Origin of the sequence: Sphingomonas sp. PL-96 (genome assembly GCF_020707215.1) — a bacterium.
Taxonomy (GTDB): Bacteria; Pseudomonadota; Alphaproteobacteria; order Sphingomonadales; family Sphingomonadaceae; genus Sphingomonas.
The window spans coordinates 158,902-184,373 of record NZ_JAJFET010000003.1; the positions used below are offsets into that span (position 1 = coordinate 158,902).

Annotated in this window: 29 protein-coding genes and 1 pseudogene; 19 read left to right on the plus strand and 11 right to left on the minus strand. The window is 63.8% G+C overall.

Annotated features, from left to right (window positions below; genetic code table 11):
• The first annotated feature begins 2 nt into the window (after positions 1-2).
• The 3 genes from LK533_RS08170 to LK533_RS08180 all read left to right on the plus strand — a co-directional run bounded on the left by LK533_RS08170 (position 3) and on the right by LK533_RS08180 (position 2,845).
• Positions 3-1,145: an FAD-dependent oxidoreductase gene (locus LK533_RS08170; protein WP_229362300.1), complete on the plus strand. Its 1,143-nt coding sequence runs from the start codon at positions 3-5 to the stop codon at positions 1,143-1,145.
• A gap of 503 nt (positions 1,146-1,648) precedes the next feature.
• Positions 1,649-2,434, plus strand: coding sequence for a PhzF family phenazine biosynthesis protein (locus tag LK533_RS08175; RefSeq protein WP_229362301.1), 786 nt, complete (start codon positions 1,649-1,651; stop codon positions 2,432-2,434).
• A 243-nt stretch (positions 2,435-2,677) separates the two neighbouring features.
• A complete protein-coding gene (locus tag LK533_RS08180) occupies positions 2,678-2,845 on the plus strand; it encodes a hypothetical protein (RefSeq protein WP_229362302.1) in 168 nt (55 codons plus the stop codon).
• Positions 2,846-3,201: 356 nt separating this feature from the next.
• On the opposite strand, the gene LK533_RS08185 is transcribed toward LK533_RS08180, so the two are convergent.
• Positions 3,202-3,813 (minus strand): MSMEG_1061 family FMN-dependent PPOX-type flavoprotein, encoded by a 612-nt coding sequence (locus LK533_RS08185; RefSeq protein ID WP_229362303.1) that lies wholly within the window; start codon positions 3,811-3,813, stop codon positions 3,202-3,204.
• A gap of 93 nt (positions 3,814-3,906) precedes the next feature.
• Here LK533_RS08185 and LK533_RS08190 point away from each other — a divergent pair, with 93 nt between their 5' ends.
• Together LK533_RS08190 and LK533_RS08195 are read left to right on the plus strand one after the other, a co-directional pair.
• Positions 3,907-4,689 (plus strand): AraC family transcriptional regulator, encoded by a 783-nt coding sequence (locus LK533_RS08190; protein WP_229362304.1) that lies wholly within the window; start codon positions 3,907-3,909, stop codon positions 4,687-4,689.
• A gap of 445 nt (positions 4,690-5,134) precedes the next feature.
• A complete protein-coding gene (locus tag LK533_RS08195) occupies positions 5,135-5,539 on the plus strand; it encodes a VOC family protein (protein ID WP_229362305.1) in 405 nt (134 codons plus the stop codon).
• 256 nt (positions 5,540-5,795) lie between these two features.
• Here the strand turns inward: LK533_RS08195 and LK533_RS08200 are convergent, their stop codons facing one another.
• Positions 5,796-6,485, minus strand: a complete 690-nt coding sequence (locus tag LK533_RS08200; RefSeq protein WP_229362306.1) for a hypothetical protein — start codon at positions 6,483-6,485, stop codon at positions 5,796-5,798.
• A 441-nt stretch (positions 6,486-6,926) separates the two neighbouring features.
• Positions 6,927-7,568, minus strand: a complete 642-nt coding sequence (locus LK533_RS17945) for a CPBP family intramembrane glutamic endopeptidase (RefSeq protein WP_229362307.1) — start codon at positions 7,566-7,568, stop codon at positions 6,927-6,929.
• 83 nt (positions 7,569-7,651) lie between these two features.
• On the opposite strand from LK533_RS17945, the gene LK533_RS08210 reads away from it, so the two are divergent.
• Positions 7,652-8,182 (plus strand): GNAT family N-acetyltransferase, encoded by a 531-nt coding sequence (locus LK533_RS08210; RefSeq protein ID WP_229362308.1) that lies wholly within the window; start codon positions 7,652-7,654, stop codon positions 8,180-8,182.
• Positions 8,183-8,320: 138 nt separating this feature from the next.
• On the opposite strand, the gene LK533_RS08215 is transcribed toward LK533_RS08210, so the two are convergent.
• Complete coding sequence (locus LK533_RS08215; RefSeq protein WP_229362309.1) at positions 8,321-9,211, minus strand: LysR family transcriptional regulator; 891 nt, start codon at positions 9,209-9,211, stop codon at positions 8,321-8,323.
• Positions 9,212-9,297: 86 nt separating this feature from the next.
• Between LK533_RS08215 and LK533_RS08220 the strand changes: the two genes are divergently transcribed.
• Positions 9,298-9,699: a DUF4260 domain-containing protein gene (locus LK533_RS08220; RefSeq protein ID WP_229362310.1), complete on the plus strand. Its 402-nt coding sequence runs from the start codon at positions 9,298-9,300 to the stop codon at positions 9,697-9,699.
• A gap of 145 nt (positions 9,700-9,844) precedes the next feature.
• Here the strand turns inward: LK533_RS08220 and LK533_RS08225 are convergent, their stop codons facing one another.
• Positions 9,845-10,339: a helix-turn-helix domain-containing protein gene (locus LK533_RS08225; RefSeq protein ID WP_229362311.1), complete on the minus strand. Its 495-nt coding sequence runs from the start codon at positions 10,337-10,339 to the stop codon at positions 9,845-9,847.
• A gap of 134 nt (positions 10,340-10,473) precedes the next feature.
• Here LK533_RS08225 and LK533_RS08230 point away from each other — a divergent pair.
• Positions 10,474-11,165: pseudogene (locus tag LK533_RS08230) on the plus strand (class I SAM-dependent methyltransferase).
• A gap of 195 nt (positions 11,166-11,360) precedes the next feature.
• Positions 11,361-12,317, plus strand: coding sequence for a CPBP family intramembrane glutamic endopeptidase (locus LK533_RS08235; RefSeq protein ID WP_229362312.1), 957 nt, complete (start codon positions 11,361-11,363; stop codon positions 12,315-12,317).
• A 455-nt stretch (positions 12,318-12,772) separates the two neighbouring features.
• Here LK533_RS08235 and LK533_RS08240 read toward each other — a convergent pair whose 3' ends face one another.
• Positions 12,773-13,969 (minus strand): IS91 family transposase, encoded by a 1,197-nt coding sequence (locus tag LK533_RS08240; RefSeq protein WP_229362313.1) that lies wholly within the window; start codon positions 13,967-13,969, stop codon positions 12,773-12,775.
• Positions 13,970-13,975: 6 nt separating this feature from the next.
• The gene (locus LK533_RS08245) at positions 13,976-14,881 is read right to left on the minus strand and encodes a tyrosine-type recombinase/integrase (RefSeq protein WP_229362314.1); all 906 of its coding nucleotides are present in this window, start codon (positions 14,879-14,881) and stop codon (positions 13,976-13,978) included.
• Between the two features lie 247 nt (positions 14,882-15,128).
• Here LK533_RS08245 and LK533_RS08250 point away from each other — a divergent pair, with 247 nt between their 5' ends.
• From LK533_RS08250 to LK533_RS08265, 4 genes are read left to right on the plus strand one after another with little or no spacing between them, the layout of a single operon-like run.
• Positions 15,129-15,593 (plus strand): Rrf2 family transcriptional regulator, encoded by a 465-nt coding sequence (locus tag LK533_RS08250; protein WP_229362315.1) that lies wholly within the window; start codon positions 15,129-15,131, stop codon positions 15,591-15,593.
• Positions 15,583-16,491, plus strand: a complete 909-nt coding sequence (locus LK533_RS08255; RefSeq protein WP_229362316.1) for an NAD(P)/FAD-dependent oxidoreductase — start codon at positions 15,583-15,585, stop codon at positions 16,489-16,491. The genes LK533_RS08250 and LK533_RS08255 overlap by 11 nt, the downstream gene beginning before the upstream one ends.
• A 14-nt stretch (positions 16,492-16,505) precedes the next feature.
• Positions 16,506-16,874 (plus strand): hypothetical protein, encoded by a 369-nt coding sequence (locus tag LK533_RS08260; RefSeq protein ID WP_229362494.1) that lies wholly within the window; start codon positions 16,506-16,508, stop codon positions 16,872-16,874.
• Positions 16,766-17,119, plus strand: a complete 354-nt coding sequence (locus LK533_RS08265) for a glutathione S-transferase family protein (RefSeq protein ID WP_229362317.1) — start codon at positions 16,766-16,768, stop codon at positions 17,117-17,119. Before LK533_RS08260 ends, LK533_RS08265 begins: the two co-directional genes overlap by 109 nt.
• Before the next feature lie 93 nt (positions 17,120-17,212).
• Here the strand turns inward: LK533_RS08265 and LK533_RS08270 are convergent, their stop codons facing one another.
• Positions 17,213-18,124, minus strand: coding sequence for a LysR family transcriptional regulator (locus LK533_RS08270; RefSeq protein WP_229362318.1), 912 nt, complete (start codon positions 18,122-18,124; stop codon positions 17,213-17,215).
• A 104-nt stretch (positions 18,125-18,228) separates the two neighbouring features.
• Here LK533_RS08270 and LK533_RS08275 point away from each other — a divergent pair, with 104 nt between their 5' ends.
• The 5 genes from LK533_RS08275 to LK533_RS08295 all read left to right on the plus strand — a co-directional run bounded on the left by LK533_RS08275 (position 18,229) and on the right by LK533_RS08295 (position 22,941).
• Positions 18,229-19,056, plus strand: a complete 828-nt coding sequence (locus LK533_RS08275; protein ID WP_229362319.1) for an oxidoreductase — start codon at positions 18,229-18,231, stop codon at positions 19,054-19,056.
• Complete coding sequence (locus tag LK533_RS08280; protein ID WP_229362320.1) at positions 19,056-19,808, plus strand: SDR family NAD(P)-dependent oxidoreductase; 753 nt, start codon at positions 19,056-19,058, stop codon at positions 19,806-19,808. Before LK533_RS08275 ends, LK533_RS08280 begins: the two co-directional genes overlap by 1 nt.
• A 434-nt stretch (positions 19,809-20,242) precedes the next feature.
• On the plus strand, positions 20,243-20,464 hold the full coding sequence (locus LK533_RS08285) for a hypothetical protein (protein ID WP_229362321.1): 222 nt from the start codon (positions 20,243-20,245) through the stop codon (positions 20,462-20,464).
• 533 nt (positions 20,465-20,997) lie between these two features.
• Entirely contained in the window at positions 20,998-21,687 is a 690-nt protein-coding gene (locus LK533_RS08290) for a hypothetical protein (RefSeq protein ID WP_229362322.1), read from the plus strand.
• Between the two features lie 231 nt (positions 21,688-21,918).
• Positions 21,919-22,941, plus strand: coding sequence for an IS110 family transposase (locus tag LK533_RS08295; protein ID WP_229362323.1), 1,023 nt, complete (start codon positions 21,919-21,921; stop codon positions 22,939-22,941).
• Between the two features lie 279 nt (positions 22,942-23,220).
• Here LK533_RS08295 and LK533_RS08300 read toward each other — a convergent pair whose 3' ends face one another.
• Complete coding sequence (locus tag LK533_RS08300) at positions 23,221-23,439, minus strand: helix-turn-helix domain-containing protein (protein WP_324255278.1); 219 nt, start codon at positions 23,437-23,439, stop codon at positions 23,221-23,223.
• On the minus strand, positions 23,409-23,609 hold the full coding sequence (locus LK533_RS08305; protein WP_229362324.1) for a winged helix-turn-helix transcriptional regulator: 201 nt from the start codon (positions 23,607-23,609) through the stop codon (positions 23,409-23,411). The genes LK533_RS08300 and LK533_RS08305 overlap by 31 nt, the downstream gene beginning before the upstream one ends.
• 81 nt (positions 23,610-23,690) lie before the next feature.
• On the opposite strand from LK533_RS08305, the gene LK533_RS08310 reads away from it, so the two are divergent.
• Positions 23,691-24,422, plus strand: a complete 732-nt coding sequence (locus LK533_RS08310; RefSeq protein ID WP_229362325.1) for an SDR family NAD(P)-dependent oxidoreductase — start codon at positions 23,691-23,693, stop codon at positions 24,420-24,422.
• A gap of 173 nt (positions 24,423-24,595) precedes the next feature.
• Here LK533_RS08310 and LK533_RS08315 read toward each other — a convergent pair whose 3' ends face one another.
• Entirely contained in the window at positions 24,596-25,228 is a 633-nt protein-coding gene (locus LK533_RS08315; protein WP_229362326.1) for a tyrosine-type recombinase/integrase, read from the minus strand.
• Between the last annotated feature and the right edge of the window lie 244 nt (positions 25,229-25,472).

Genomic DNA, 25,472 nt, shown 5'->3' on the forward strand with positions numbered 1-25,472 from the left:
TCATGAAGCAGGTCATCGGTATCATCGGGGCAGGACTAGGTGGGCTGACGCTTGCTCGGGTTCTCCACGTCCATGGCATCGCCTCGATCGTCTTTGAGGGGGAGCCGAGCGCGGACAGCCGTACGCAGGGCGGGCAGCTCGATATCCACGACTATAACGGCCAGATCGCCGTGAGTGCCGCCGGCCTGGACGACGGGTTCCGGTCGATCATCCACGAGGGCGCCGAAGCGACCCGGGTACTGGACAAGGACGGTGCCGTGCTGCTCGACGAACCCGACGATGGCCAGCGCCGACGTCCCGAAGTGCTGCGCGGCGATCTGCGCAGGCTGCTTCTTGACTCCTTGCCGGATGAGACTGTCCGCTGGGGCAAGAAACTCGAGAGGGTCTTTGCGCTGGGCGGCGGGCGGCACGAGATCGGGTTCGCGGACGGGTCCACCGCACAGACCGACCTTCTCGTGGGTGCGGATGGTGCATGGTCTCGGGTGAGACCGCTCGTGTCGGACGCTTGGCCTATCTACGTCGGCGCGACGTTTATCGAGACGTACCTGCATGATGTCGATCGCCGCCACTCAGCATCCGCTGGGATCGTCGGACCCGGTGCCATGTACGCGCCGGCGCCGGGCCAGGCGATCTTCGCCCACCGGGAAGCGGGCGATGTCCTGCACATCTACATCGAGCTGAGGCGACCTGCGGAATGGTTTGCGGCGATCGACTTCAACGATCCCTCGGCAAAAGACATCGTCGCGGCCGAGTTTGATGGGTGGGCACCGGCGCTCACCGCGCTTATCACCGACAGCGATACGCCGCTGATGCCGCGTCCGATCCACACGCTTCCGAGCGGCCATCGCTGGGACCGGGTGCCCGGCGTGACGCTTCTCGGAGATGCCGCGCATCTCATGCCCCCGTCTGGCGAAGGGGCGAACCTGGCGATGCTGGAAGGTGCCGAACTTGCCGCTGCGATCGTACGGCATCCCGGCGATGTGGAGACGGCACTGGCGGCTTTCGAAGAGCCGATGTTTTCGCGTGCCGCAGCAGAGGCGGTGGAAGCGTACGAGATGCTCGACCGCTCCCTCGGCGACCATGCGCCATCCGCGTTTCTCGACATGATGACGGGGGCGGCCGAGCCTCATCGCGAACCGACCTGATTCCGAAAAAGATAACCTGGTGCATCGAGTTGTCGCCACATTCGGCAACCTGCTCTCTGCCTTGCCATTCGTCTTGCCGAAGATGCAGTCCCATTCACTCCACCCAGCGATGTTCAGCTGTCGCGCCGGATCGGTCGAACGGGTTCATCTTATCGGGGATTAATGAACGGCCGGAGTTAAGAACGCGGTAGTAGGGCCTCGACGGCCGGGATTGGGTCTGCCCGGCCCTCGCCCCGCAGTGGCTTCCGATCCGTTACGGCCGTTCGATAGATTGGGGCGGCATGCCGAGGCCGGCCGATCTACCAACTCGCAGCAGTCCCGTTTACCCGTCTCCAACGGACTGTTTCGGGCAAACGCAATCGGGAACAGGTTTGGGAAAGCTAAACCTGCCATCATCGCTCCTTCGCGCTCCGGCGCCGGCTGTCCTGCCGGACCTTGCACAGTGGTAGGGTCCGCCTTCCTACACGCTGGAAGAGCCGCTGACCCTTCGCTAGTTTCGATCGATGCAAGCTCGCCTGTTTCAACTCGACGCTTTCACTGCTTGCCGTTTCACGGGGAATCCGGCGGCAGTGATGCTGTTCGTTTCATATCCCGATGACCGCACGTTGCAGGCGCTGGCGGCCGAGAACAACCTAGCCGAGACAGCCTTCGTCGTTCCCGATGGCGACGACTTCCGCATCCGTTGGTTCACGCCGACTCTGGAGGTGCCGCTATGCGGCCACGCAACGCTGGCGAGCGCGGCCGTGGTGCTGGAACGCTTGGAGCCTGCCCGTGAGAGGGTCGTGTTCCATTCGGCGAGTGGTCCGCTGACCGTCCGGCGCTCGGAACGCGGCTATGTTATGGATTTTCCGGCTCGGCGCTGTGCGCCGGCGGAGGAGCCCGCCGGGCTCGCGGCCGCGCTTGGCGCGTCAATAGAAGAGATGCTGTGGGACGGCTTCAACTTCGTCGCCCGGCTCGCTGCGGCGGGCGACGTTCGCAGGCTTGCCCCGAACCTGGCCGCCATCGCGGAAATGCCGTGCGCGGGCGTGATTGTGACGGCGCCGGGTGACGGCGACCACGATTGCGTCAGCCGGTACTTCGCCCCAGGCAAGGGTATTCCCGAAGACCCGGTAACTGGGGGAGCGCATTGCGCGCTGACGCCCTATTGGGCGGCTCGGCTCGGCAAGACAGACCTTCGCGCCTTCCAGGCGTCTGCGCGTGGCGGCGAGCTGCGCTGCCGCCTCAATGGCGATCGCGTCGAACTCGAAGGTGCATGCGTGTTCTTTCTGGAAGGGGTGGCGCAATGGTGAGTACGTACCCGGGTAGCTGCCATTGCGGTGGCATTCGGTTTACCGTCGCCCACGATCTCGACGAACTTACGACCTGTGATTGCTCGCTATGCGTCAAGCGCAACGCTCTGATGGTGAAGGTGCCCGAAGCGGCGTTGCAGATCGATCGGGGGGGAGGAACTGCTCGCCACCTATTAATGGAACAGCTTGAAAGCGAAACATCATTTCTGCTCGCGCTGTGGTATCTACGTCTTCCATCGAAAGATGGCCGCCCCCGACCATTTCGGCATCAACATCTTCTGCCTGGACGGCTTCGAAGTGAACTCCCTTCCGGTGCGCGCAACGGAAGGCGTCGGCATGAGCGTGGTCTGTGACGATCCGTGCCGGGAATGGCCCGGCCCGCGTGTCGCGAGCGCGGCAACAAAGCAGTGACGGGGTGAGGTAAGGCTGATTCCCGTAAAGAGAGCGCCTTCGGGACAGCTGGCGGCGTAGCGATCGGCAGCTACTCGCTGCGGGGCTTCAGATAGCTGCCGAGCAGGAAACTCCCCACAATAAGCCGTTCCGAGCAGTTAGCTGGGCTCGCCCAAGCGGTCGCTTCGCTCACATGAACGAGCGGCAGTTTTCGGGCAGTTGAAGGGGCGCGTAAATGGCCGGGATTGGGTCGAGATAGCCCGTAAAGCGCCACCTTCTGGCGACTACGGGGATCGCCCGTGAACGCCGCCTGTCCAAGGCGGCGCCTCTTAGGAATTTCATTTTCGTTCAAGAGACGGAATACGCTACGATCCGTCTCAGTAAAGATCATTCCTGACGCTGTGCTGATAGTGAGCATCCACCGCCTCAGCGTCGGCGGGTGACCCGCCAGCCATCGCGACCTTCATCTGACCGATTGACGGCAGGCTCTTGCGGTCGACGCGCGCGTCCGGATGCCAGAGCCGCGCTCGGTTCACAGCCTTGCCGCAGTGGAAGAGAACTTGATCGATCTTCAGGACGATGGCCGTCTTCGGAACCTTCTGCCCCTCCTTCAAGGATTCCAGCAGATCGAGATCGGTGGAGATGCGGCCCTGCCCGTTGATGCGGAGGAACACCTCCAGCCCCGGAAACAGGAACAACATGGCGAGCCTGGGATCCTCCACCAGATTGCGCATCGTCTCGATGCGGTTGTTGCCGGGCCAGTCGGCGAAGGCGACCTGATGCGGATCCAGCACCTTCACGAAGCCCGCCGGCCCTCCGCGGGGGGACGCGTCGAGGCCCTGTTCTCGACCACTCGCCAGACAGAAGAAGGTGGCCGCGCCAATATAGGCCTCATGAAAAGGCACCAGATGTGGCAGCACGGCGCGCTGGATGGCCTCGGCTGGCTGGGCATAGAGGCGATCGAGATCATCGCCGGTGACTTCGGACATAGTGCCTGACTCTCTGGAAGGACTGGCGCCCTTGTAATGGCCCGGCGCTGGCGGCACTAAGCCACTCATGCCATTCGATAGCTGTTTCACGCCATGATCGACCGTCGCCCACCCGATCAAATCGGCAACGATGCGGATGGACCATCGGTCGTTGCCTTCGCCGTGGAGCTGAGTACGGAATTCGCGACGCCGCCACACAGCCACGCCCGCGGGCAAATGATCGGCTGCAGCAGGGGAGTCGTGACGATTGCGACCGATGCCGGCTCCTGGATCGTTCCAGCCGGTCATGCGATCTGGCTGCCGCCCTATCAGGTGCACGGTGGCCAGAGCTTCGGACCCGGTGCCGGCTGGAGCCTCTACCTGTCACCTGACGCCTGCGAAGCGCTCCCGCCGACACCGCGTACGGTAGCCATTCCACCGCTGTTGCGGGAGGCGATCCTTCGCGCGGCCTCCTGGCCTGACGAGGCGATGGACGAAGCGCGACAGCGGATCGCCAACCTGATCGTTCACGAGATCGCTATGCTCCCCGCCGAGGCGCTCGGCTTGCCGCTACCGCGCGATCCTCGCCTGCGCCGGGTTGCCCGGGCGCTGCTGGAGCAACCGGCCGATAGCCGTTCGATCGATGAGTGGGCAGCTTGGGCGGGAACCACGGCACGCACGCTCAGCCGGCGCTTTCCTCTGGAGACCAGCCTGAGTTTCGTCGACTGGCGTCAGCGGGCGCGTCTGATGCGCGCGCTTGAGATGCTGGCGGAACGAACTCCCGTCACCACGATCGCGATCGACCTCGGTTACAGCAGCGTGAGCGGCTTCATCGCCCTCTTCCGTCGCGCCTTCGGCGTCACGCCAGCAGCCCATCCAATCGGGCGGGTGCAATAAGCGGCCTCCCGCCGAGGACCGTCTACTTCTAAGGACCGCAACCTTTGGCCGCGATTTCCTTGTGGCACGTAGCTGTAGCTTCTACCCATGAACGACTGTTCGCTTCCGCGATGCCGCTACGTGCCGCTGAATGTCGGCAACTGGGTCTCTGCCGCCTCTGCCCGCAAGCCACGATCCCGACAAAGAACGGATCGATACTCCTGTTGCGTTCCGCAAACTAGCCGATTGAAAAGGCCGCCGCTTTCCGATCGTCATCTCGACCGCCGATTCCGGGAAAATGCATTTGGGAATAGGTTAGAGAAGGGCGGAGCCTATGCGCCACTGTCAGCGTGATCGGCAGGCGGCTATCCAACTGCAGGTTCCTTTGCGGGATTCCTCCAGGTGCTTGTATCGGAGCAGGTAGCCGCAGATCGAGGGCGGCTTTTCCCAATCAGTAGAGGGCTTGATGTTCAACCATATCGTCATCGGAACGAACGACATTCAGCAAGCGCGAACTTTCTACGACGCCGTTCTTGAAACGCTCGGCGTCCCCAATGCCGCTGTCAGCAGGCTGCCAGCTGGACCAAACCGTCTGTTCTATCGGCATGGCGGCATGTCGTTTATTGTTACCGAACCGCTCAATGGAGAACCTGCCACCGCTGCCAACGGCGGGACGATTGCGTTCCGGTGCGATAGCGCTGATCAGGTTCAGCAATTCCATGATGTTGCCATCGCTCATGGCGGCCTACCCATCGAGGATGCGCCGGGAGTGCGACACAACCCAGTCGTTGGCGATATCTATGCGGCGTACGTCCGTGATCCTGACGGCAACAAGCTGTCCGCTACCCACCGCATGGCTTCAAATGCCTAACGTCCCACTTCACTATCCTCGGTAGGAAATTCGGTGTGCCGTCGGGCAGGGGGCTGCGGCATCACCTTCGCTGCGGACATGGATGGATGACTGAAGTTGAGGAGGCGCAAACAGCTGGCGAACGTCCGCTTGTGGGTCCTTTTCCCGCCGCGTGATGGTTCGGAATGGCGGGGCTCAGGCGCGAAGGGAAACATAGTTATCCTGTACCCGTCCAGTAGCTGACGTTTGGCGGGCTGCCGACACAACAGCCTGCACGTCATGTTGCTCTGTTGAGCGCCACTAGCTGACAGAACGTGTGGTCGCCGCGCTCCCGCAGCGCCGTCTTAAACATCAGAGCCTGAAACCAGCTGTAGTTCATCGCGTTCAGCGGCCCCGCTTCACCGCGGGAGAAGGCGGCATAGTTGCGGTTGAAGAACGCTTCCGCAGTGTCTCCTGCGAGCACCGGCGACGGGATGTCATCAAGGAAGCGGGTGATGTTCTCGACCCGAGCCTCCACCTTCCCTTCCGCTCCGGGCTGGAGCGACCAAAAGGCGATGCCGATCCGGTTCGCCTCCAATTCCGCGTCCCAGCCGCTCATGCCCTTCCACCGCTTAGCCACGTCCTGAAGGTAGTGGCCGAGCTCGTGTGGGGCGATGAAGCTGTTGAACATCTCCCGGTACATGCCTTCAGGCGACAGGCCCAACGTTCCCTTATCCGCCCAGGCCGTAATCGCGGCGCGACTGTCCTCGTTGAGGTTGGCCCAATCGGTGAAATGGACGGTCCGGTCGTCGTTCGAGTAATGCACGTCGATGGTCTTGGTCGAGTCGACGGTGACCGCCGGCACGAACGGCAGAGCCGCGCCGCAATCACGGGCCGCGCGGACGAAGCGGTTCCTGATCGACTCGCCAAGTTGCTGGACGCTTGGCGTAGGGGCAGGCGGGCGGGCGCCAACGGTGGGAAAGAGCACCGCGAGAGCGGCTAGAACCCTGGTTCCCATTGCAAACGTGCACTGCATCACTTCCTCCATGCTCGTTCGACATCGTGGTCTCACGCGTTCGCCGGCGGAAAGGAAGAGCGGACGTCCTTCTAACCTTTGCCCGACCGCTCAGCCTGGTCCTGAAGGCGCCGGTACACTTGGTGTAGCGGGATGAACGAGCGACCGCTTGCGGGAGCGCCAAAGCAGCCGCTGAGCGGCCGGGATTGGGTCTTGGCCGCCGGCCCGGAACGCCGCCGTTCGAGAACGCCGCACGTTCCCGTAACTCCGTCTTCGTGGTGCGGTTTTGGGAAAGAGCAATCGGGAACAGATTTCAGGAGAACGGCCCCCCGCACCGGCCGCCTGTGCGATCGGAGCCATCCGCCTTCCCGCCAGCGGTTCCCAAGTGAGACGATTGGTCGAGGTGGCACTGGGCTAAGCGTATCGCCCGAAATAGAGCATTGCGATACCGTAACTATCCGTGCAGGCATGCGCCAGCATCAGCGCCCATAGATTGCGCCCATTGCGTAAATAGGCTGCCGTGTACAAGGCGCCGACAATTCCGGTAGTGATGATTCCGACGGAGCCCTGTGGCCCGTGGGCTGCCCCGAAGACCAGGGCACCGATCGCTACCACCAATGGGCCGTGCCAGGCCCCCTCGCCGATGATCTCCGTTAGCTGCCTTATCAGAAAACCGCGAAATACGACCTCTTCACCGATAGCGGCGCTGGTGAGCGCAAAAATCAGCAAGCGCATGGCCGCGTCGGCGTTGCCCACCAGGGCGCCATAAGCGCCGTAGTCAACAGGCGTGCCCAGCAGTTGCGCTACCGCCGGCTGCACGAATTCACCAATAAGGATGCTGGTGATCGCCAGCAACACTGCCCAGCGTGCAGTATCCCGCCAGCGATGGTGCCCCATGCCGAGCGCCGCGAGGCCACCCGTCTCGGCATGGATCAGCACGGCTGCCGCCGCTGCCAACAGGAGGATGCGGTATGGAATGCTGACAGGCGCAAAGAGCGCAAAGAGCAGAACCACCACGGTGAGAATGCGGACAGGCCGGGAAGCGAGATTAAACACGGTTGCAAACCCTGATATCGGAAGCCCGTTGGACAGGGCGGCACGCGATAACGGCTGGGTGGCCGCTCGTATACGGGAATGCGGTGAGCGCCGTTACCGTGACATTGCGTCTGGCCCGCGAAGCATCCATTCCGATCGTCATGCGAGCGCCGGAACACCCGATTACGGACATCGTCCGACGTTACACGCCGCAGGATCGAAGTGGCTGCCTGGCAGTGTTTGACGGAAATGTTCCAACATACTTCAATATGGCGGAACGGGATGATTTTACTGGCTTTCTGGACAGCGACGCAGTCGCTTGTTCATATCAGGTGGTCGAGCGGTACGGACGGATTGTCGCCTGCGGCGGATTTGCCGTCGACGCGAACAGCTTCAGTGCGGGGCTCTGCTGGGGCATGGTTGCGAATGGCCTGCACAATATGGGCTTGGGCAGCGTTTTGACCGCTGCACGCTTGAAGTCCGCTCGAAACACCCCCGGCGTTGAACAGGTGCGGCTTGATACAAGCCAGCATACGCAAGGCTTCTATCGGCGCTCCGGGTTTGTGGTCGAAGGGATCGTGCCGGACGGGTACGGTCCCGGTCTGGATCGCTGGGACATGCTCCTGCGACTTTGACCCGCTTTCCCGCTTGCCGATCTGGAAGCACTAGGCGGAAAGTCTCGTAACTCCATCTTAATCGGAATGCCCCGGGCGTCTCGCTGGCCGTTCCCAATCGGGAATTTCTCGGCGAATTCGCGGCGACGATCGAATATCTCAGCCGCTCCGCAGCCAACCGGCAAGCCGTATACTCATGACGTCGGCGATGCGCCGGATGCGCGCGTTCGTGCGCACTTCGTCGTGCATTACGAGCCATACCGGCATCGACGATAGCCGGAGCCCGACGTCGATCGACTTGAGGTCGGGCTGGTCGGTTGCCAACGGCACCTGCGCGAAGCCGAGGCCGACGCCGGCGAGCAGCAGATGCCAAGAGACCATCTGGTCGTCGCACCGGACCGGGAAGTCTTCCCGCCCGAATGAAAGGCCGTTCGCTGCGTAGGCCCTGACGATGCCCTCGCCCCGGTCGAACCCGATCACATCGTGACGGGTCAGATCGTCGGTCGTCCGGGGGGTGCCGCGCCGAGCCAGGTAGGAGCGCGCCGCGAAAAGGCCGATCGGCACGTTGCCGAGCCGGCGGGCAATGAGTGACTCTTGCACAGGTTCGGCCATGCGGATGGCGATATCCGCGTCTCGCCGAAGCAGGTTGTGGTTGGTGTCGGAGGCAGCAATCTCGATCTGGATGCTCGGCTCATCCTGTCGCAACGCCGCGACGATGGGGGGCAGCACGAGATTGGCGACCACCACCGAGGCCGCGATACGTACGGTGCCGACAAGTTCCTCGGACCGCCCGCTGGCCTTGAGCGCCAATGCTTCTGCGGCTGCCCCCATGCAGCGCGCATCGTCGGCTAGTGCCAGCGCGGCTTCGGTCGGCTCCAGTCCGCGAACGGAACGTGTGAACAAGGAAAAACCCAGCACCGCTTCCAGCGCGCGGATATGCCGGCTGAGGGTCGGCTGCGTGGTATCGATCCGCCCGGCTGCGGTCGACAGCGACCCGCTGTCCAGAACGGCGAGGAACGACCGTAGCAAAGCCCAATCCAGGCTATTCATTTCTGCAATTCATTCATGCACATTCCAGCAATTCTCATCCAGAAGTAGATGGCTAGTGTTCGCTTCGTCAACAGGAGGCCATCACCATGCTCAAAACCGTCACGGGTACGCCAAACACGCTGCTACGGCTGGAAGCCACCATGACACTGATCGCGTCGGTGACGGCCTATGCCCATCTTGGTACAAGCTGGTGGCTCTTTGCGTTGCTGTTCCTTGTGCCGGACATGTCGATTGCCGGCTATGCGGCGGGGCCGAGGGTCGGGGCGGCGACTTACAATTTCATGCACTGGTGCGGCGTGCCGCTGGTCTTGACCGCGAGCGGTCTGACCTTGGGCGCAATGACGACGGTCGCCATCGGCCTGATCTGGATGGCCCATATCGCGTTCGACCGGATGCTCGGTTACGGGCTGAAATACGCCGAAGGCTTCAAGGTAACGCACCTTTCGCGCTCTGCGGCGGGCGAGCCGGCCGCCGCTGCTTTGGCGTAAGGCGCTTGGCCGCTCTTGGATCGTCGGGATGATAGGTTGTTAATCGTACTGCATTGGTCAGTCAGTCGCTTTCCCGCTTCACCATCGATTCCGAGAACGTCCGCGCCGTCTCGTTTGCCGTTCCCAATCGGGAAGGCTGCGAGACTCAGCCGGCTTTTCTCCTCGCATGACGCAAACGATCTGACGCAGCATCTCTAAGACGACGGAAGCTGGGGCATTGGTCATGGTTCGGCGCCGGGCAGTTTGCCGCATGGCGGAGCCCGTCGCGAATGGCCTGCATCCGCTGAATAGCGCGGTCAATGTCGCCGGCCTTGGCGACGAGCAGTTCCCGATCAATGCGCACCTCTCCGTTGACGCCGAGCATCCCCCCGATCTCCGCAAGCAACAACCCGGCTGAACGACCCAGCGCGATTAACGACAATCGGTCGAGCACATCGGTGCCGAACGTCCGCCGCAACCCTCGCCGACCGAGAGATCCTATCAACCCTAACTGCTCGTAATACCGCAGCGTCGAAGTCGGCAGTCCGCTCCGGCGGCTAACCTCGGCGATGTCGATCAGACCCATGCTTGACCTCAAGTGAGCTTGAAGTGTCAGGATGGCGCGACTCACCAGCAGTGACAAGGACGAGGCGATGATCACACAAGAGCGAGAAGGTCTGGCATGGAACGCACGACGAGGCAGTGTCTGGGCCGAACTTCAGCCGCTACTCGATCGTCTGTTCGCCGTTTGAGGATATCCTGACGGATGGCTCTATCACCGGTAGTGTTCGCGATGTGCTGGATGTCGGGTGCGGCACCGGTGCCATTACGCTCGCGTTCGCCAAGCGGTTGGCCTCGCGCGGAAGTAGTACTGGCATCGATATCTCGGGGCCGATGCTGGCCGTTGCACCATCACGAGCCACGCCGCAGGCTTGGGCAATGCGCGCTTCATCGAGGGCGACGCTCAATGCTTCGACTTTCCACGACACGCCTTCGACACTGTGACCTCCCGTTTCGGCGTCATGTTCTTCGCTGATCCGGTCTGCGCCTTCGCCAACATCAGACAGGCTGTTCGCCCGGATGGCACTCTGGCCTGCATCGTCTGGCGGCGTGGGGCGGAGAACCCCTTCATGGTCGCAGCCGAGCGGGCCGTGGCACCGATCCTGCGATGGCCGGATCAGGCCGCCCCGGAGGCGCCCGGTCAATTCGCCTTTTCGGATGCCGCCCGCGTCGAACGCATCCTTCGCGCGGCCGGGTGGCGTACAGTCGAAATCAGCCCAATCGACGTTCCGTGCAGCCTGACCAAGGCCGATCTAACCCTATACTCAAGACGCATGGGGCGTGTCGGCATGGTCATTCCCGACCTCGATCAGGCTCTCCGCGAGAAGGTCGAGAAGGCACTGGACGATGCGTTTGCGCCGTTCGTCGTTGACGATGCGGCGCGCTTCGATAGCGCCTGCTGGCTTGTCCGCGCAGTCGCCGGTTGAGCGAGCAGTTTCCCGAAATCCGATGGGTTAGGACATTTCTGAAGGTTGGTGTGAGACGCTAATCGATGGCGCTATGCACCAAGCTTTCACCTCTGTCCGGGCCTTGTCGCCTCCCAGGTTCATTCGGCACGCATATTGCAGCCTCGTCGTTCGTAGCCGGCGGGATTGTCGCAGCCGGATTGAATGGGGGCATCGTTGGACATTTATCATCCCGCCGGAAGCGGCATCGTCCTGGGTGACAGCCGCTTTCTGAAATCCGGCCGTTTGCGCTGGCTCCGCAGCCTGAGCTGGATGATCGGTCTGTTCGCTCTGGTGCTACTCGCCGTAGGCCCAGGCATCGCGGTGGTGCGCCACATCCTGCCGATCGGAACGCCCCAACTCGCATTCTTGGCCAACATCATCAGCGGCGTGCTCGCCGTCAGCGTCTATGCCTTGCTGGTACGGTTCGGTGAAGATCGTCACCCTGATGAGTTGGCGATCAGGCCGGCACCAATGCAGCTTGCGGCAGGGCTGGCGCTGGGTGCCGCCATGTTCGGTACCGTGATGGCGATCCTGATGGCCTTCAATCTTTATACGATTGAATGGCTTGGCTCTGCGCCGGTATGGCGTGCAAGTGGACATGCCATCCAGGCCGCGCTGATCGAAGAGACGCTGGTCCGCGCTATCCTGTTCCGATTGCTGTGGCGGGCATTTGGCCCCCTGCCTGCATTCACCGTGTCAGCGGCGGTGTTTGGCGTGAGCCACATCGTCAATCCGGGTGCGACCATCGTCAGCGTGTTGTGCATCGCGCTTGAAGCCGGGATCATGCTCGGAGCGCTTTACGCGCTGACGGGGCGTCTATGGGTCTCGATCGGCGTCCATGCCGCCTGGAATTTCACGCAAGGCTACGTGTTCGGTGCAGCGGTGTCGGGCGGAGAGGCTGGCCCGGCGCTGGCGCACAGCGTGGCGCGGCCGGATGTCAGCGTTCTTCTGACTGGCGGCAGCTTTGGACCGGAAGCATCGCTTCCCGCCTTGCTCGTCTGCACCAGTGTCGGGGTGGGTACGTTATGGCTGGCGTGGAAGCGTCAGCGCCTCAATGTCGCGGCATGCGCCGTCATGGACGGAGCAGTGAAAGCCGAAGCGGCGCCCACGATAGCTCTCCTGACGGCGTGAACGCATCATCGGCATTGGCTTTCCCGAATAACCATCCCATTTGAGAAAGCCGACGGCGTGCAGGAAGGCATTCACCGGCCCCTATCGGCGCCGTCGCTGACATGAACGGATGGCCGAAGCTGGGAAGCTGGAAGTCAGCCGCGAACGGCCGGACCTGTGAAGGAAATCAGGCACCGGCAGGTGTATGATTTCCTCCAAGGCAGGAAGCCGCGGGCCTCAGGCGGTGGCCTATGGGGAAAGCGGTTTTCGGGCGGTCGGCCGGTCGGGGTGCTGGCAGGCTGGATGCGCCGTAGCGGGCCGTAATGCGGCACTCGGGAAGGACGTTGGGCATAGATGTCGGGCAAGACCAGCGGTCTGGGCGAGCGTCGATATGGCTGACGAGGTTGTTGGCGCGAGCGGTCTGAACGCCGGAAGCGCGGTGACCGCGTGGCGGGACTGGAACGGGCCATGCCGGGTCATGGCGCGGTGGTCCCGGTCGCGCTGGTGCCATGCGGCGGTGCGCGGGGTTGTCGCCAGCGTTCGAAGGTTTCGATGACGAGCATGCGTCCGCCGCAGCACGGGCATGGCGGGCGGGTGTCATCGGGTTCGACCGTTGGGGTGGCATCGACCGGTGATGGCTCGACGCCGAGCAGTTCGCGGGCACGTTGGAGATGCGCTTTGCGGGTGGCGCCGGCGAGCAGGCCATAATGGCGGATGCGGTGGAAGCCCTTGGGCAGGACGTGAAGCAGGAAGCGGCGGATGAACTCGTCGGCGGCCAGGGTAATGACCTGCTGCCGGTCGGCGCCGTTGCAGCGGTAATTCTTGTAGTGGAAGGTGACGCCTGCCTCGTCAAAGCGCAGGAGCCGGCCGTTCGAGATCGCCACTCGGTGGGTGTAGCGCGACAGGTAGGCGAGCACCGCCTGCGGCTCGGCGAATGGCGGCTTGGCATAGACGACCCAGTTCTTCTTCCGGACCGGCGCCAGGTGCCGCAGGAAGGCGCGGCGGTCGGCGAGATGGGCGAGGCTGCCGAAGAAGGCGAGGCGCCCGGCCTCGTGCAGCGCCATCAGCCGGGTCAGGAACAGGCGACGGAACAGCTTGCCGAGTACGCGCACCGGCAGCAGGAACGCCGGGCGCGACGACACCCAGCGGCTGCCGTCCGGCGACAGCCCGCCACCTGGGACGATCATGTGGATGTGCGGATGGTGGGTCATTGCCGACCCCCAGGTGTGAAGCACCGCGGTGATGCCGATGCGGGCGCCCAGATGCTTCGGGTCGGCAGCGATAGTCGTCATCGTCTCCGATGCCGCCTGGAACAGCAGGCCGTAGACCGCCGCCTTGTTCTGGAGCGCGATGTCGGCGACCTCGGCCGGTAGCGTGAACACGACATGGAAATAGCCGACCGGGAGCAGGTCGGCCTCGCGCTCGGCCAGCCAGATGCGCGCGGCGGCGCCCTGGCACCGCGGACAGTGCCGGTTACGGCAGCTGTTGTAGGCAACCCGCCAATGCCCGCAGTCGGTGCAGGCCTCGACGTGCCCGCCGAGGGCGGCGGTGCGGCAATGCTCCACCGCAGACATGACCTTGAGCAGGGCGAGGCTGAGGTGCCCGGGATGGCGGGCCCGGTACGCAGGACCGGCGCTGCGGAAGATGTCGGCAACCTCGAGCGAGGTGCTCACGCGGCGTCACCCCGCGGGCGTTCTGCCCTCCATCAGCGCCATCAGCTGGTCGAGCGGGTCGGTCACCGCGCGGATCGTGCGGGTGGCAACCTTGGTGTAGAGCGCGGTGGTCTCGAGCTTACTGTGCCCGAGCAGCACCTGGATGACGCGGATGTCGACGTCCTGCTCCAAGAGGTGGGTCGCGAAGCTGTGGCGCAGCGTGTGCGGGCTGACCCGCTTGCGGATGCCCGCGGCTTCGGCCGCCTCGCAGACGGCGCGGTGCAACTGCCGGGTCGAGATCGGGTCGGTGTAGCTGCGACCGGGAAACAGCCAGCCATGAGGAAGCAGGACGCTGCGCCGCTTGCCCTCGCGCCACCACAGCCGCAGCAACTCGAGCGGCTGCGGCGAGAGCATGACGTTGCGGTCCTTGCGCCCCTTGCCCTCCTCGATGCGGATCAGCATGCGCTTGCTGTCGATATCGTCGGCCCTGAGGTGCGCGACCTCCGACACGCGAACGCCGGCGCCGTACGCCACGCCCAGCGCCGCCCGGTACTTGATGCCCGGTGCCGCCTCGAGCAGCCGCGCGACCTCATCGACGCTCAGCACATCGGGCAGCTTCCGGGGACGCGAGGCCAGCACCAGCTTGCGCGACAGGTCCGGCCGGTCGAGCGTCACCGTGAACAGGAAGCGCAGCGCTGACACCGCGCCGCCGATGACGGCCTCACCCGCGCCGTGCTCGCGCTGGTGAACCTGGAAGCGCCGCACGCCCTCCGCCGTTGCCGTTTCGGGCGAACGGCCCAGAAAGGCTGCGAAGGCGCGAACGTGACGCACATAATCGTGCCGGGTTCGCGCACCCATCGCGCGCATCGCCATGTCGTCGAGCATCCGCTGACGCAGCGGGGTGACGGGCCGGTCGGTCGGTAGAGTTGCCATGGGGAAGTTCCTCTTGCTGAAGGAACTCCATCGTCCGCCGCCATTGCCGGACAGCCAAACCTCCCCGCAGGCGCGCTACGTCACCACTAACACCACTGCCGCGCAGCGGCTTCATGCATTGGGTCGCGTTCGCCACTAGGTAGCTGTCGCAAATATCCTGACTTCCGGTCGTCGCGAATGTGGTCGCTTTCGCGACACATGTCTCCCGATGGTTGACTCTGCTTGACCACGCAACATACTAGGTTGCATGAAACGCGACAGCAGATTGTCGGGCGTGCTTCACGTCCTCCTCCACATGGCCGAGGTGGAAGGGCCGGCGACATCGGAGACGATGGCCAAGGCGATGCAGACCAATCCGGTGGTCATCCGCCGGATCATGGGGGGACTGCGCGATGCCGGCTTCGTCCGTTCGGAGAAGGGTCATGGCGGGGGATGGACCATCGCCCGTGACCTTGCCTCGATCACGTTGCGCGACGTCTATGCCGCGCTCGGCAGCCCGGAATTATTCGCGATGGGCAATCGCACCGAGGCGCCGGGTTGTCTCGTCGAGCAGGCCGTCAATGCCGCGCTGGACGGTGCTTTTCAGGATGCCGAGGCGCTGCTGCTCGACCGCTTCGGCGCTGTGACGCTCGCGGCGCTGAGCGCCCACTTCCGCGCTCGCATGGTCGCGAGCGGCAAATCCATCGATCTGGAGATTGTTCATGCAGCATGACGCCATCGTCATCGGCGGCAGCTTTGCCGGCCTGTCCGCCGCCATTCACATCGCCCGCGCGCGCCGCTCGGTCTGCGTCATCGACGCCGGAGCCCCGCGCAACCGCTTCGCCGATGCCTCGCATGGTTTCTTCGGCCAGGACGGCAATGCGCCGCATGCCATGATCGCGGGAGCGCTGGCGCAGCTTCAGCGATACCCCACCGTGCGTACCCTGCCGGGCGAAGCGATCGGCGCATCCGCCGTCGCCGGCGGGTTCGAGGTCAACCTCGCTGACGGCGAGACGCTGACCGCTGCCAAGCTGGTCCTGGCATTCGGCATCTCCGACGTGCTGCCGGAGTTGCCTGGCCTCGTAGAGCGCTGGGGAAAGAGCGTGTTGCACTGCCCGTACTGCCACGGTTTCGAATATGGCGGTCAGCGTCTGGGCGTTCTCCAGACGATGCCGATGTCGGCGAATCAGGCGCTGCTCATCGCCGATTGGGGGCCGACTACCTTGTACCTCAACGGCGGCGACATGCCGGATGCCGATGTACAGGCGAAGCTGGCGCGGCGCGGCGTCACGATCGAGCCGGCGCGCATTGTGGCGCTCCGGGGCGAGGACACAGCCTTGTCATCGCTGACGCTTGCAGACGGGCGGGAGGCGCCGATCGATGCGCTGTATCTCGCACCGCGCTCGCGGCTCAACAGCCCGATCGCCGAGCAACTCGGCTGCGCGCTGGATGATGGTCCGTTCGGCCCGGTGATCCGCACCGATGCGGCCAAGCTGACCACCGTACCGGGCGTCTATGCCGCCGGTGATGCCGCACGCGCACCGCACAACGCCAGCTGGGCGGCGGCGGACGGCGTGACCGCAGGTGTCTCGCTCCACCAGTCGCTGGTGTTCGAGCCGCTCGCGGCCTGATCGGGACCGTTTCCATGACGCTCTACGAACTCGAATGGGGTCTCTACCCCCGGCGCGTCGGAATCTACCTGGCCGAGAAGGGGATCACGGGCATCGAGCGGATCGCCTTCGATGCCCTTGCCGCAACGCTGGTCCGCTCCTCGATCGCGATCCTCGAATATCTGGAGGAGCGCTTCCCGTCTCCAGACATGCTGGGAGCAACGCCCGAGGCGCGAGCACGCACGCGCGAGCTGGTGGGCGTGATCGACGAGGCCGCCATGCAGTTCGGGATCTGGTGCCACAAGGCCAGTCCCTGTTTGCGGAGCGCGAACGGCAGAGCCGCGAAGCGGCCACGTTTGCCGCTGACGCCTATCATGCGCGGCTGCGGGTGCTCGACACGATGATGCAGGAGAAAGACGGGCCGTTCCTGGCAGGATCGCAGGCCACGATCGCCGATTGCATTGCCATGGCGACGTTGCAGTTCGCCGAACATGTCTACGGGGTGCCTGTGCCGAACGGCTGTCGAGAGTTGGGGGATTGGTATGCGTTCTTTGCGTCCCGACCGAGCGCAGTTCTGCCGTCCTACCCTAAGCCGCTGGTGACGCTCGCGCACGGCTTGCCGGCGCTGTGTCCGCCGACCTCCGCTTAGGAAAGGCAAAGAGCGGCGGCTGAAAGTTCGGCCGGAGCAGGACCTCCGAAGGTCGCGTCTCTTCGCCTTTCCGCGACACCGCGCGCATAGCCGTCATTCCTCCAAGCCGCGAAAAGGGGCGATGATCGCGTCGAGCAGAACGCGCAGGGGGGCTGCCATCTGACGCTGCTGCGGATAGCACAGATAGAAGCCGGGGAACGGGACCGACCAGCGATCCAAGAGGGGGACGAGCCGGCCCTCGGCGATGGCGCCAGTCACCGCCTCCTCCTTCAGGAAGGCGATGCCGACCCCCGCCACGGCCGCATCGAAGGTGAAGGCGCGACTGCTGGCGATGAGCGGTCCATCGACCGCGACGGAGAACCAGCGGCCGTCCTCGAAGAACTCCCAGGCGTAGGGCCCTTCCTGCCCGGGCCAGCGCCAGCGGATGCAGCGGTGGTCGAGCAGGTCCTTGGGTGTCTGCGGCACCCCATGTTCGGCGAGATAGCCGGGCGAGGCGACGGCGAGCTGCCGGATGTCGCCACCCAGGCGGACCGCGACCATATCTCGCTCGATGACCTCGCCGATGCGGATCGCCGCGTCATAGCCGTTCGCCACGATGTCGACGACCGTGTCGTCGATGGTCAGGTCGAGGAGGATCTCCGGGTTGGCGCGCGTGAAGGCGGGCAGGATTGGCGCCACGAACATCTCGGCGGCGGCATGGAAGCAGTGCATCCGCACCGTACCGGCGGGGCGACCACTTGCGCCTCGCGCATGATCCAACGCGCCCGACAGGGTGGCCAGCGCCGGGGCGGTTTCGGCGAGCAGCGCGGCACCAGCCTCGGTCGGCGAGACGCTCCGCGTGGTCCGGTTGAGCAGGCGGACGCCCAGTCGCTCCTCCAGACCCCGCACCATCTGGCTGAGCGCCGAGGGCGATACCCCCAGAACTTGGCTTGCGCGCGTGAAGCTCCGCTGCTCGGCCACGGCGGCGAACCCCCGCAGGGCGCCAAACTCACTCGGGTGGATCATGCCGGCAACGAAGCATCATGAAGCTCAGCTTACAAGCTTGCGAAGCAATGAGCAGATTATCCCCGATCTGTGCAGCTTCATATCTACTGGCGAAGGAGACAGACATGAAGACCTGGTTCATCACCGGCATCTCGCGCGGCTTGGGCAAGGCGCTTGCGGAAGCGGCGCTGGCGCGGGGCGATACCGTCATCGGTACCGTGCGTGACGGCAAGCCGAGCATCGCGCCCGGTAACGGCACGCTGCACATCCTGACGCTCGACGTAGCGAACGCGGATGCAGTCGCGCCTGCGGTCGCAGAAGCGTTCGGCAAGACCGGACGGATCGATGCGCTGGTCAACAATGCCGGCTACGGCTTGCTCGGCGCGATCGAGGAGGCGACCGGCGCCGAGGTCGAGCGCCTGTTCGACGTCAACGTCTTCGGACCCTTCCGCCTGATCCGGGCGGCGCTGCCGCGGCTGAGGCAGCAGGGGGCCGGGCACATCATCAACATCACCTCGATCGCGGATCGCGCGCCGATGGCGTCGTCTGGCATGTACGCGGCGGCGAAAGCCGCCATGGAGGGCCTGTCGCAAAGCCTCAGCCAGGAGGTCGCGCCGTTCGGGCTGAAGGTCACCGCGATCGCTCCCGGTGGCTTCCGGACCGACTTCCTCACCGACCACTCGGTTCGCCGCAGCCAGGCGGCCGACGCCTATGCCGACAGCGTGGGCAAGTCGCTCGCCTATCTCGGTTCCATCGCCGGACGCCAGCCTGGCGATCCGCAGCGGGCGGCGTCGGCGATCCTGACACTGGCGGACGCTCCCGAGCCGCCCCTTCACCTGCTGCTCGGCAGCGATGCGCTGCGCCGCGCTCGCGAGAAGCTCGATGCGGTGATTGACGAGATCGACCGTTGGGAAGATCTCACCCGCTCCACCGACTTTCCGGAGGGCGAGTAATGAGCGGCGTGCCCGACAGCTGGAGCCTCGCCGGTCAGGTGGCGGTGGTCACCGGTGCCGCGCGTGGCATCGGGCGTGAGACGCTGCGCCTGCTCGTGGAGCGCGGTGCACGGGTGGTGGCAACCGACATCCGCGAGGACGTCGATGCGCTGGCGAGCGAGCAGGTAGCGCTCTTGCGCGCCGATGCGAGTGACGAGGAGGCGGTGCGGGCCACCATGGCGCTCGCACTGGAGCGGTTCGGGCGGCTCGACATCCTGGTCGGCAATGCCGGGCGCACGCTGAACAAGCCGCTGGTCGAGACGAGCGTGAGCGAGTGGGACTCCATCCTCGCCACCAATGCTCGCGGCGCATTCCTGCACCTGCGCGAGGCAGGGCGGATCATGGCGACGCAGGGCAGCGGAGCGATCGTCGCCGTCGCATCAGTGGTCAGCGCCGTCGGCATGCGCGACACCGCCGCCTATTCCGCCTCCAAGGGCGCGATCGCCCAACTCGTGAAGACCGCGGCTCTCGACCTTGGAACACGCGGCGTTCGCGTCAACGCGGTGGCGCCGGGAGTGGTCGCCACCAAGATCTTGGGAGGCATCGTCCCGGATAGCCGCGAGACGCTGGCGAGCTACGGCAAGGTTCATGCGCTCGGTCGGGTCGCCGAGCCTGCGGAGATTGCAGAAGTCATCGCCTTCCTCGCCTCACCGGCGGCAAGCTTCGTGACTGGAGCCCTCGTCATGGCCGACGGCGGCTACACAGCGATGTAGCGGAGCGATAGCTTTCAGAAGACTGGCAAGCGGCGACGAGTGGTCGGCTGCGGACGTTCGTCACCGGGGGCTCAGTTGCATATGTGCTAAGTTTCGCAACGCCGGTGCAGGCGCATTCGACTGCCGGCGTAGCTGTCGCGAATGTCGGACGTGAAGTAGGCGGTTTCGATACACATCAGCAGCACGCCCGCCCCGGCTATACTGCTGGCTCCCCAGGATGCCAGTGCTCGGCTTCATTAGCTGAGCCGCAGACGGCCGCAGCTGAGATGAATGGATGGCGGCTTTCGGGGAGCTGAGAACCAGTCCTGAGTGACCGCCTATGGGTCCTTGCAGCCGCGAAGCTGCCTGGCAGCTAACGCCCAATAGTGGACGTTCAGGGTGTCCTTGCGCAGCCTGATTGCGGTCACCCATTCAGGCGAGCATACAGTTCCCCGATGTTCATCGAACGCGCCTACGCAGAACGAGAGAGCCTATCTGATCGCGATCTAGAGCGGCTTCGTGCCAGCCTTGTTGATCAGGTGCAGCGTTATGAAGACGCAATTCGCGGCTACTCGCCCACAAAGATGGGAAAGCACGGAAAGCCGTTTCTCGCGGGCCTTCGCCAAAAAGTAGCTGATGTTGACGCCGCCATAGAAGCGCGACGGAGCGGCGGTTAAGCGGAACTTGCCTTCCGAAAGCTGCCGTTCCGCTTCCACCCAATGCAAGACATTCGCGCGGCCGGTCTCGCCGCCGGAAGCTGCCGCGCGAGGACCTTAACGAATGACCGAAGTTGGGGAGCGGGAAGGGCAGTCTCAATGGCCGACTATGGGTCTGTTGCCCCTCAAGCTGCCGATCGGCTTCCGCCCGCTTGCAGACGTTCGGCCCCTGCGGCGCCTCGCGCCATAGCGGACGTTCCGTTTTGCAACTGCGTAAACAGAGCTAAGGTGCGAGAATGTTCCGCGCCCCTGTCGCCGCCCTGATCCTCTTCACCACCTCACCGGCTCTTGCCGCCACGAATGCAACGGGTTGCTGGGCCTTAGAGGCAAGCGACACAGTGTTGATGCGGTTCGAAGTCGCACGCACGCCAGCGGGCTAAATTGGAAAGTGGCTACGCCCGACACACTTCTTCTCAGATGGCGCCAGCTTTTCGCGCGTCGCGGGTCCGGCAATCGAGCGAGTTGCAAAAGCGGCGCGCGACGTTCCGGGAGGCGTGGAGCTGACCTTCGATGATCCAGCGCCTGACTCGGTCCCAGACGCTTTTGTCATTCGTCCCGAAGGCGATCACGCCCAACTCAGTTATATCGCCTTCGGGAGCGAGCCGGCGATGCTAAAGCGCGTTTCATGTCAAACCACACTTGGCGGATGGGATGCTACCCGCACCTATGTGCAGACGCTGCAGCGGCCTACGAATTCTGAGATGACTGCGATTTTCGATGCCGATCAAGCTGCGCGTTCTACAACACGCGCCATCAACTGGAAAGTCGTAGATACCGAAGACGAAAAGAGACGTGTACGCACCCAAGTCTTGCTTGACGCGGGCAAGCTACAAAGCGCGGATGATTTTTATCATGCCGCTTTTATCTTCCAGCATGGACATAAGGGAAGCGATTACCTGAAAGCACATGCACTGGCGGTTATAGCTGCTGCACGAGGAAAACCCGCAGCCACTTGGATTGCCGCCGCGACACTCGATCGGTACCTTCAGGCTATCGGTCAGCCGCAAATCTATGGGACGCAGTTCTCCAACAGGAACGACGGTTGGACACAAGAGCCTTATCAGCAGAGCATCCTTCCCGACGCGCTGAGGAAAGCGTCCCGCGTTCCGACGCTGAGCGAACAGGAGCAGCAGCGTTTGGAGTACGAGAAGCAAGCGGCGAGCGCCGGTGGGGAAGTTCCCTGAGAACGCGGGTTTGGCCATCGAATGCCGCATTAGCGGCCGGTCGCCTTTCCACCCAGGCCTTGCCATTCAGCTGTGGCGACCGGGTACCCGACAATGGCCGCGACCTCGCGATTAACGGACGGCGGTATTCCGACAGCGTTCAGGTCACGCTGAGCGTCTGCAAGTGATACCGTGGACGGCTCTCCAACCCTCCCGCAGGATGATCTGCGGAGAGCCGGAAGGAGAACCGCAATGGGAAGCGTCACGACGATAGGTCTCGATCTCGCGAAGAACATGTTCCAGGTGCACGGAGTTGACGCGGAGGGCGTGGCGGTGATCCGCCAGCGGCTGACCCGCGGGCGCCTGCTGAAGTTCTTTGCCAAGCTGCCGCCGTGCTTGATCGGCATCGAGGCCTGCGCGACATCGCATTATTGGGCACGCGCGCTGGTTACGCTTGGGCACGACGTAAAGCTCATGCCGGCGCAGTACGTGAAGCCGTACGTCAAGCGGGGCAAGAACGACGCGGCTGATGCCGAGGCGATCTGCGAGGCGGTGACGCGGCCGACGATGCGCTTCGTCGGGATCAAGTCGCCCGAGCAGCAGAGCGCGATGATGCTGCACCGTGTCCGTCTGATCCTCAACCGGCAGCGTACGCAGCTGCCGAGCGCGATGCGGGCGCACCTGGCCGAGTTCGGGATCGCGGCGCCGATCGGCAGGAGCGGGATCGAGCAGCTCCTCGACGTGATTGCTGATCCGACTGACGAGCAGGTACCAGCCGATGCTCGGTTTTGCTTGGAGATGCTGGCGGCTCAGCTGCGCATCGTGAAGGAGCAGATACTTGAGAACGACCGCCGGATCCTGGCGAGTGCACGCGAGACCGAGCTTGGCCGCCGGCTGATGGAGATACCCGGCGTCGGTCCGCTGCTCGCCAGCGCCATCGTCGCCACCGTGCCTGATCCCGCGATCTTCCGTTCAGGCCGCAACCTCGCTGCGTGGATCGGCCTGGTACCCCGGCAGAACTCCAGCGGTGGTAAGGAGCGGCTGGGCGGGATCACCAAGGCCGGACACCAGTATCTGCGCCAGATGCTCATCGTCGGCGCCATGGCGGTGGTGCGCTACGCCGAGCGGAACGGGGCCAAGCGGCCCTGGCTCGTGCAACTGCTCGCCAGGCGGAAGACCAAGGTCGCGGCGGTTGCGCTCGCCAACAAGAACGCCCGCATGATCTGGGCGCTGATGGCCAGCGGCGAACGCTATCGCGAGCCGCAGGTTGCATAAGGAACACGGCGTGGGCGACCGCGCCTGACGAGGTTGGAAACGGCGATCAGGAGCTAATGCAACAAGCCGGTTGAACCGCCGGATCGGGAAAACCCACAATGACCCAAGCGCATCAAGCGCGTGAAAGTGATCGGGACCCGAAACGCGCGAATGGCATTACGGCCAGCGGCACCATGCGCCGCACCAACAGGTCGGCACATGGCCGCACCAACCAGCGAAGCAGAGCCTCTGAATAACCTTGCCAACGGAGAGCCGTCGACACATGGGTCAACGTACCGACTACTCCCGCGATTTATCGTACGCGGTCACTGCCTCTGCCATCGCCTGCTCCTGAGCAAGAGCCCAGGAACAGAGCGCTTCGAAGGGCTCGCGAAGCGAGTGGCCTAGCGACGTGATCGTATAGACCACGCCGATCGGAGTGGTCGGGATCACAGTGCGCGTAACCCGTCCATGACGTTCTAGGCGCTTCAGTGCATCGGCGAGCGACTTGTGTGTGATGTGCCGTCAAGCCGTCGCTTGATCTCGTTAAATCGCGCCGGCTGAGGACACAGCACGATTAGGATCATGATCGTCCATTTGTCGGCGATCTTTTCCAGCACGGGGCGGATGCGGGGCACGTCTATCATCGCTTTGCACGATAGGGCCTGCAGGTCGGTATCGCTCGCCATATCTACGCTACTCCAGGTGCGTTCTTGATAGCAGATATGCTTCGTATATCTGGTTCGCCATCTCGAACGGAAGGGCTGAAGATGGCAAGAATGGCAGGCAAGGTCGCGCTGGTGGTCGGTGGGGCGAAGGGGATTGGTCTCGCGACCGCTCGCGGGCTGGCAAAGGAAGGGGCTACGGTCCTTCTGACCGGACGTCAGTCACACGAAGTCGCTGATGCGGCTGAGAGCATCGGTCCATCGGCGCACGGTATCGAAGCCAACGCGGCGTCCCAAGGCGATCTTGAGCGGGTCGTGGCCGAGACCACGCGTCTACATGGTCGCATTGACGCGCTGGTGCTGAACGCCGGATTGTCGGAGCCGGCAACGATCGTCGAGGAGACCGGCGAGCATTTCGATCGGCACTTCGCCGTCAACGTGCGTGGCGCGCTGTTTGGGATCCAGGCGGCGCTGCCCGTGCTAAGCGACGGAGCATCCGTGGTGCTGGTCGGCTCGATCGCCGACGTGATGGGCGTGACGCCGTTCAGTACTTACGGAGCTACCAAGGCGGCACTGCGCTCCTATGCGCGCAGCTGGGCGGCCGAGCTCGCGCCGCGTCGCATCCGTGTCAACGTCGTCGCGCCGGGGCCGACCGACACGGACATGATGGCTGCGGTGTCCGAGGAGATGCGGCAGATGCTCATAGAGCCCATTCCACTCGGCCGCATGGCGCGCGCTGACGAGGTCGCGTCCGCTGCCGTGTTTCTCCTCAGCGACGAAGCAAGCTTTATCACCGGCGCCGAGCTCTGCGTCGATGGAGGCATGCGACAGGTGTAGCGAAATGAAGGCGGCGTCTGACGCATAGATCGGCTGGACCGCGCGCTCACCGTCGCTCGTCGACAGCAGCGGGCGAGATCGGCCGATCCGGCCGGAAGTCCTCCTGAACCAATGACTGAAGTAGGGCGGCGAGGAACAAGCCGCGAATGTCTGGATGTGCGTCGCGAGCCTGCTCAGATTTCGGTTCGCTCCGACAACTCTAGGGCGTCTTCGACATCGACTCCAAGGTAGCGGACGGTGCTTTCAATCTTGGCGTGACCAAGGAGGATCTGAACGGCACGGAGGTTGCCCGTCGCCTTGTAAATGATGGAAGCCTTCGTGCGCCGAAGCGAGTGAGTGCCGTACTCCTCGGGCTGGAGGCCAATGCCAGTAACCCATTCGCGAACGAGGCGCGCGTACTGCCTTGTACTCATATGGCCCATGTAGTCGTTCCGTGACGGGAAAACAAAGTCGTTCAGTGTCCCGCCGCGGCGCTCAAGCCAGACCAGCAGTGTTCTCCGGGCTGGCTCGACCAATTGGAACTGCACGGGCTGCTTCGTCTTCTGCTGCACCACAACGGCCCGTTCACGGATGCGCCCGCCAGCTACGATGTCACCGATACGCACCTTTACCACGTCACATCCGCGCAGCTTGCTGTCGATTGCAAAGTCGAATAGCGCTCGATCACGCAGCCTTCCGTGCTGATCAAGCCAGAAGCGGATGCTCCATACCTGCTGTGCTTTCAACGCCCGCTTGGCGCCGATGGCGCGGCCTTCATTCCAAGGTCTAAGCTCGTGATAGGCGGGGTCCAACGACGAACGCCCCATCGCTCATCTCCATAATCCGAGTCGGCGATTCGATAGTAAGCAGACGCGGTGAGCAATTTGTTCAGAAGTGTGGTTGGTGGCTGCTACGTGTTTAGCTGGAACAGCTCGCGTTTAGAGGCCGAGCGGCTACCTTCGTCGATCAGGTCCGGCTGAACATCCATCTGAAAAAACGTCCGGTTTCGGGGAACGGCTTATTATCGCGGGATGACCGAGAATGGCCTGCTAGCCTAGCAGCTGCGGAAAC

What these genes read in the sequence shown, in the direction of transcription:
- LK533_RS08170 (WP_229362300.1), top strand. Translation starts at nt 3, where the DNA reads ATGAAGCAGGTCATCGGTATCATCGGGGCAGGACTAGGTGGGCTGACG.
- LK533_RS08175 (WP_229362301.1), top strand. Translation starts at nt 1,649, where the DNA reads ATGCAAGCTCGCCTGTTTCAACTCGACGCTTTCACTGCTTGCCGTTTC.
- LK533_RS08180 (WP_229362302.1), top strand. Translation starts at nt 2,678, where the DNA reads ATGGCCGCCCCCGACCATTTCGGCATCAACATCTTCTGCCTGGACGGC.
- LK533_RS08185 (WP_229362303.1), bottom strand. Translation starts at nt 3,813, where the DNA reads ATGTCCGAAGTCACCGGCGATGATCTCGATCGCCTCTATGCCCAGCCA.
- LK533_RS08190 (WP_229362304.1), top strand. Translation starts at nt 3,907, where the DNA reads ATGATCGACCGTCGCCCACCCGATCAAATCGGCAACGATGCGGATGGA.
- LK533_RS08195 (WP_229362305.1), top strand. Translation starts at nt 5,135, where the DNA reads ATGTTCAACCATATCGTCATCGGAACGAACGACATTCAGCAAGCGCGA.
- LK533_RS08215 (WP_229362309.1), bottom strand. Translation starts at nt 9,211, where the DNA reads ATGAATAGCCTGGATTGGGCTTTGCTACGGTCGTTCCTCGCCGTTCTG.
- LK533_RS08220 (WP_229362310.1), top strand. Translation starts at nt 9,298, where the DNA reads ATGCTCAAAACCGTCACGGGTACGCCAAACACGCTGCTACGGCTGGAA.
- LK533_RS08245 (WP_229362314.1), bottom strand. Translation starts at nt 14,881, where the DNA reads ATGGCAACTCTACCGACCGACCGGCCCGTCACCCCGCTGCGTCAGCGG.
- LK533_RS08250 (WP_229362315.1), top strand. Translation starts at nt 15,129, where the DNA reads ATGAAACGCGACAGCAGATTGTCGGGCGTGCTTCACGTCCTCCTCCAC.
- LK533_RS08255 (WP_229362316.1), top strand. Translation starts at nt 15,583, where the DNA reads ATGCAGCATGACGCCATCGTCATCGGCGGCAGCTTTGCCGGCCTGTCC.
- LK533_RS08260 (WP_229362494.1), top strand. Translation starts at nt 16,506, where the DNA reads ATGACGCTCTACGAACTCGAATGGGGTCTCTACCCCCGGCGCGTCGGA.
- LK533_RS08270 (WP_229362318.1), bottom strand. Translation starts at nt 18,124, where the DNA reads ATGATCCACCCGAGTGAGTTTGGCGCCCTGCGGGGGTTCGCCGCCGTG.
- LK533_RS08275 (WP_229362319.1), top strand. Translation starts at nt 18,229, where the DNA reads ATGAAGACCTGGTTCATCACCGGCATCTCGCGCGGCTTGGGCAAGGCG.
- LK533_RS08280 (WP_229362320.1), top strand. Translation starts at nt 19,056, where the DNA reads ATGAGCGGCGTGCCCGACAGCTGGAGCCTCGCCGGTCAGGTGGCGGTG.
- LK533_RS08285 (WP_229362321.1), top strand. Translation starts at nt 20,243, where the DNA reads ATGTTCATCGAACGCGCCTACGCAGAACGAGAGAGCCTATCTGATCGC.
- LK533_RS08295 (WP_229362323.1), top strand. Translation starts at nt 21,919, where the DNA reads ATGGGAAGCGTCACGACGATAGGTCTCGATCTCGCGAAGAACATGTTC.
- LK533_RS08305 (WP_229362324.1), bottom strand. Translation starts at nt 23,609, where the DNA reads ATGGCGAGCGATACCGACCTGCAGGCCCTATCGTGCAAAGCGATGATA.
- LK533_RS08310 (WP_229362325.1), top strand. Translation starts at nt 23,691, where the DNA reads ATGGCAAGAATGGCAGGCAAGGTCGCGCTGGTGGTCGGTGGGGCGAAG.
- LK533_RS08315 (WP_229362326.1), bottom strand. Translation starts at nt 25,228, where the DNA reads ATGGGGCGTTCGTCGTTGGACCCCGCCTATCACGAGCTTAGACCTTGG.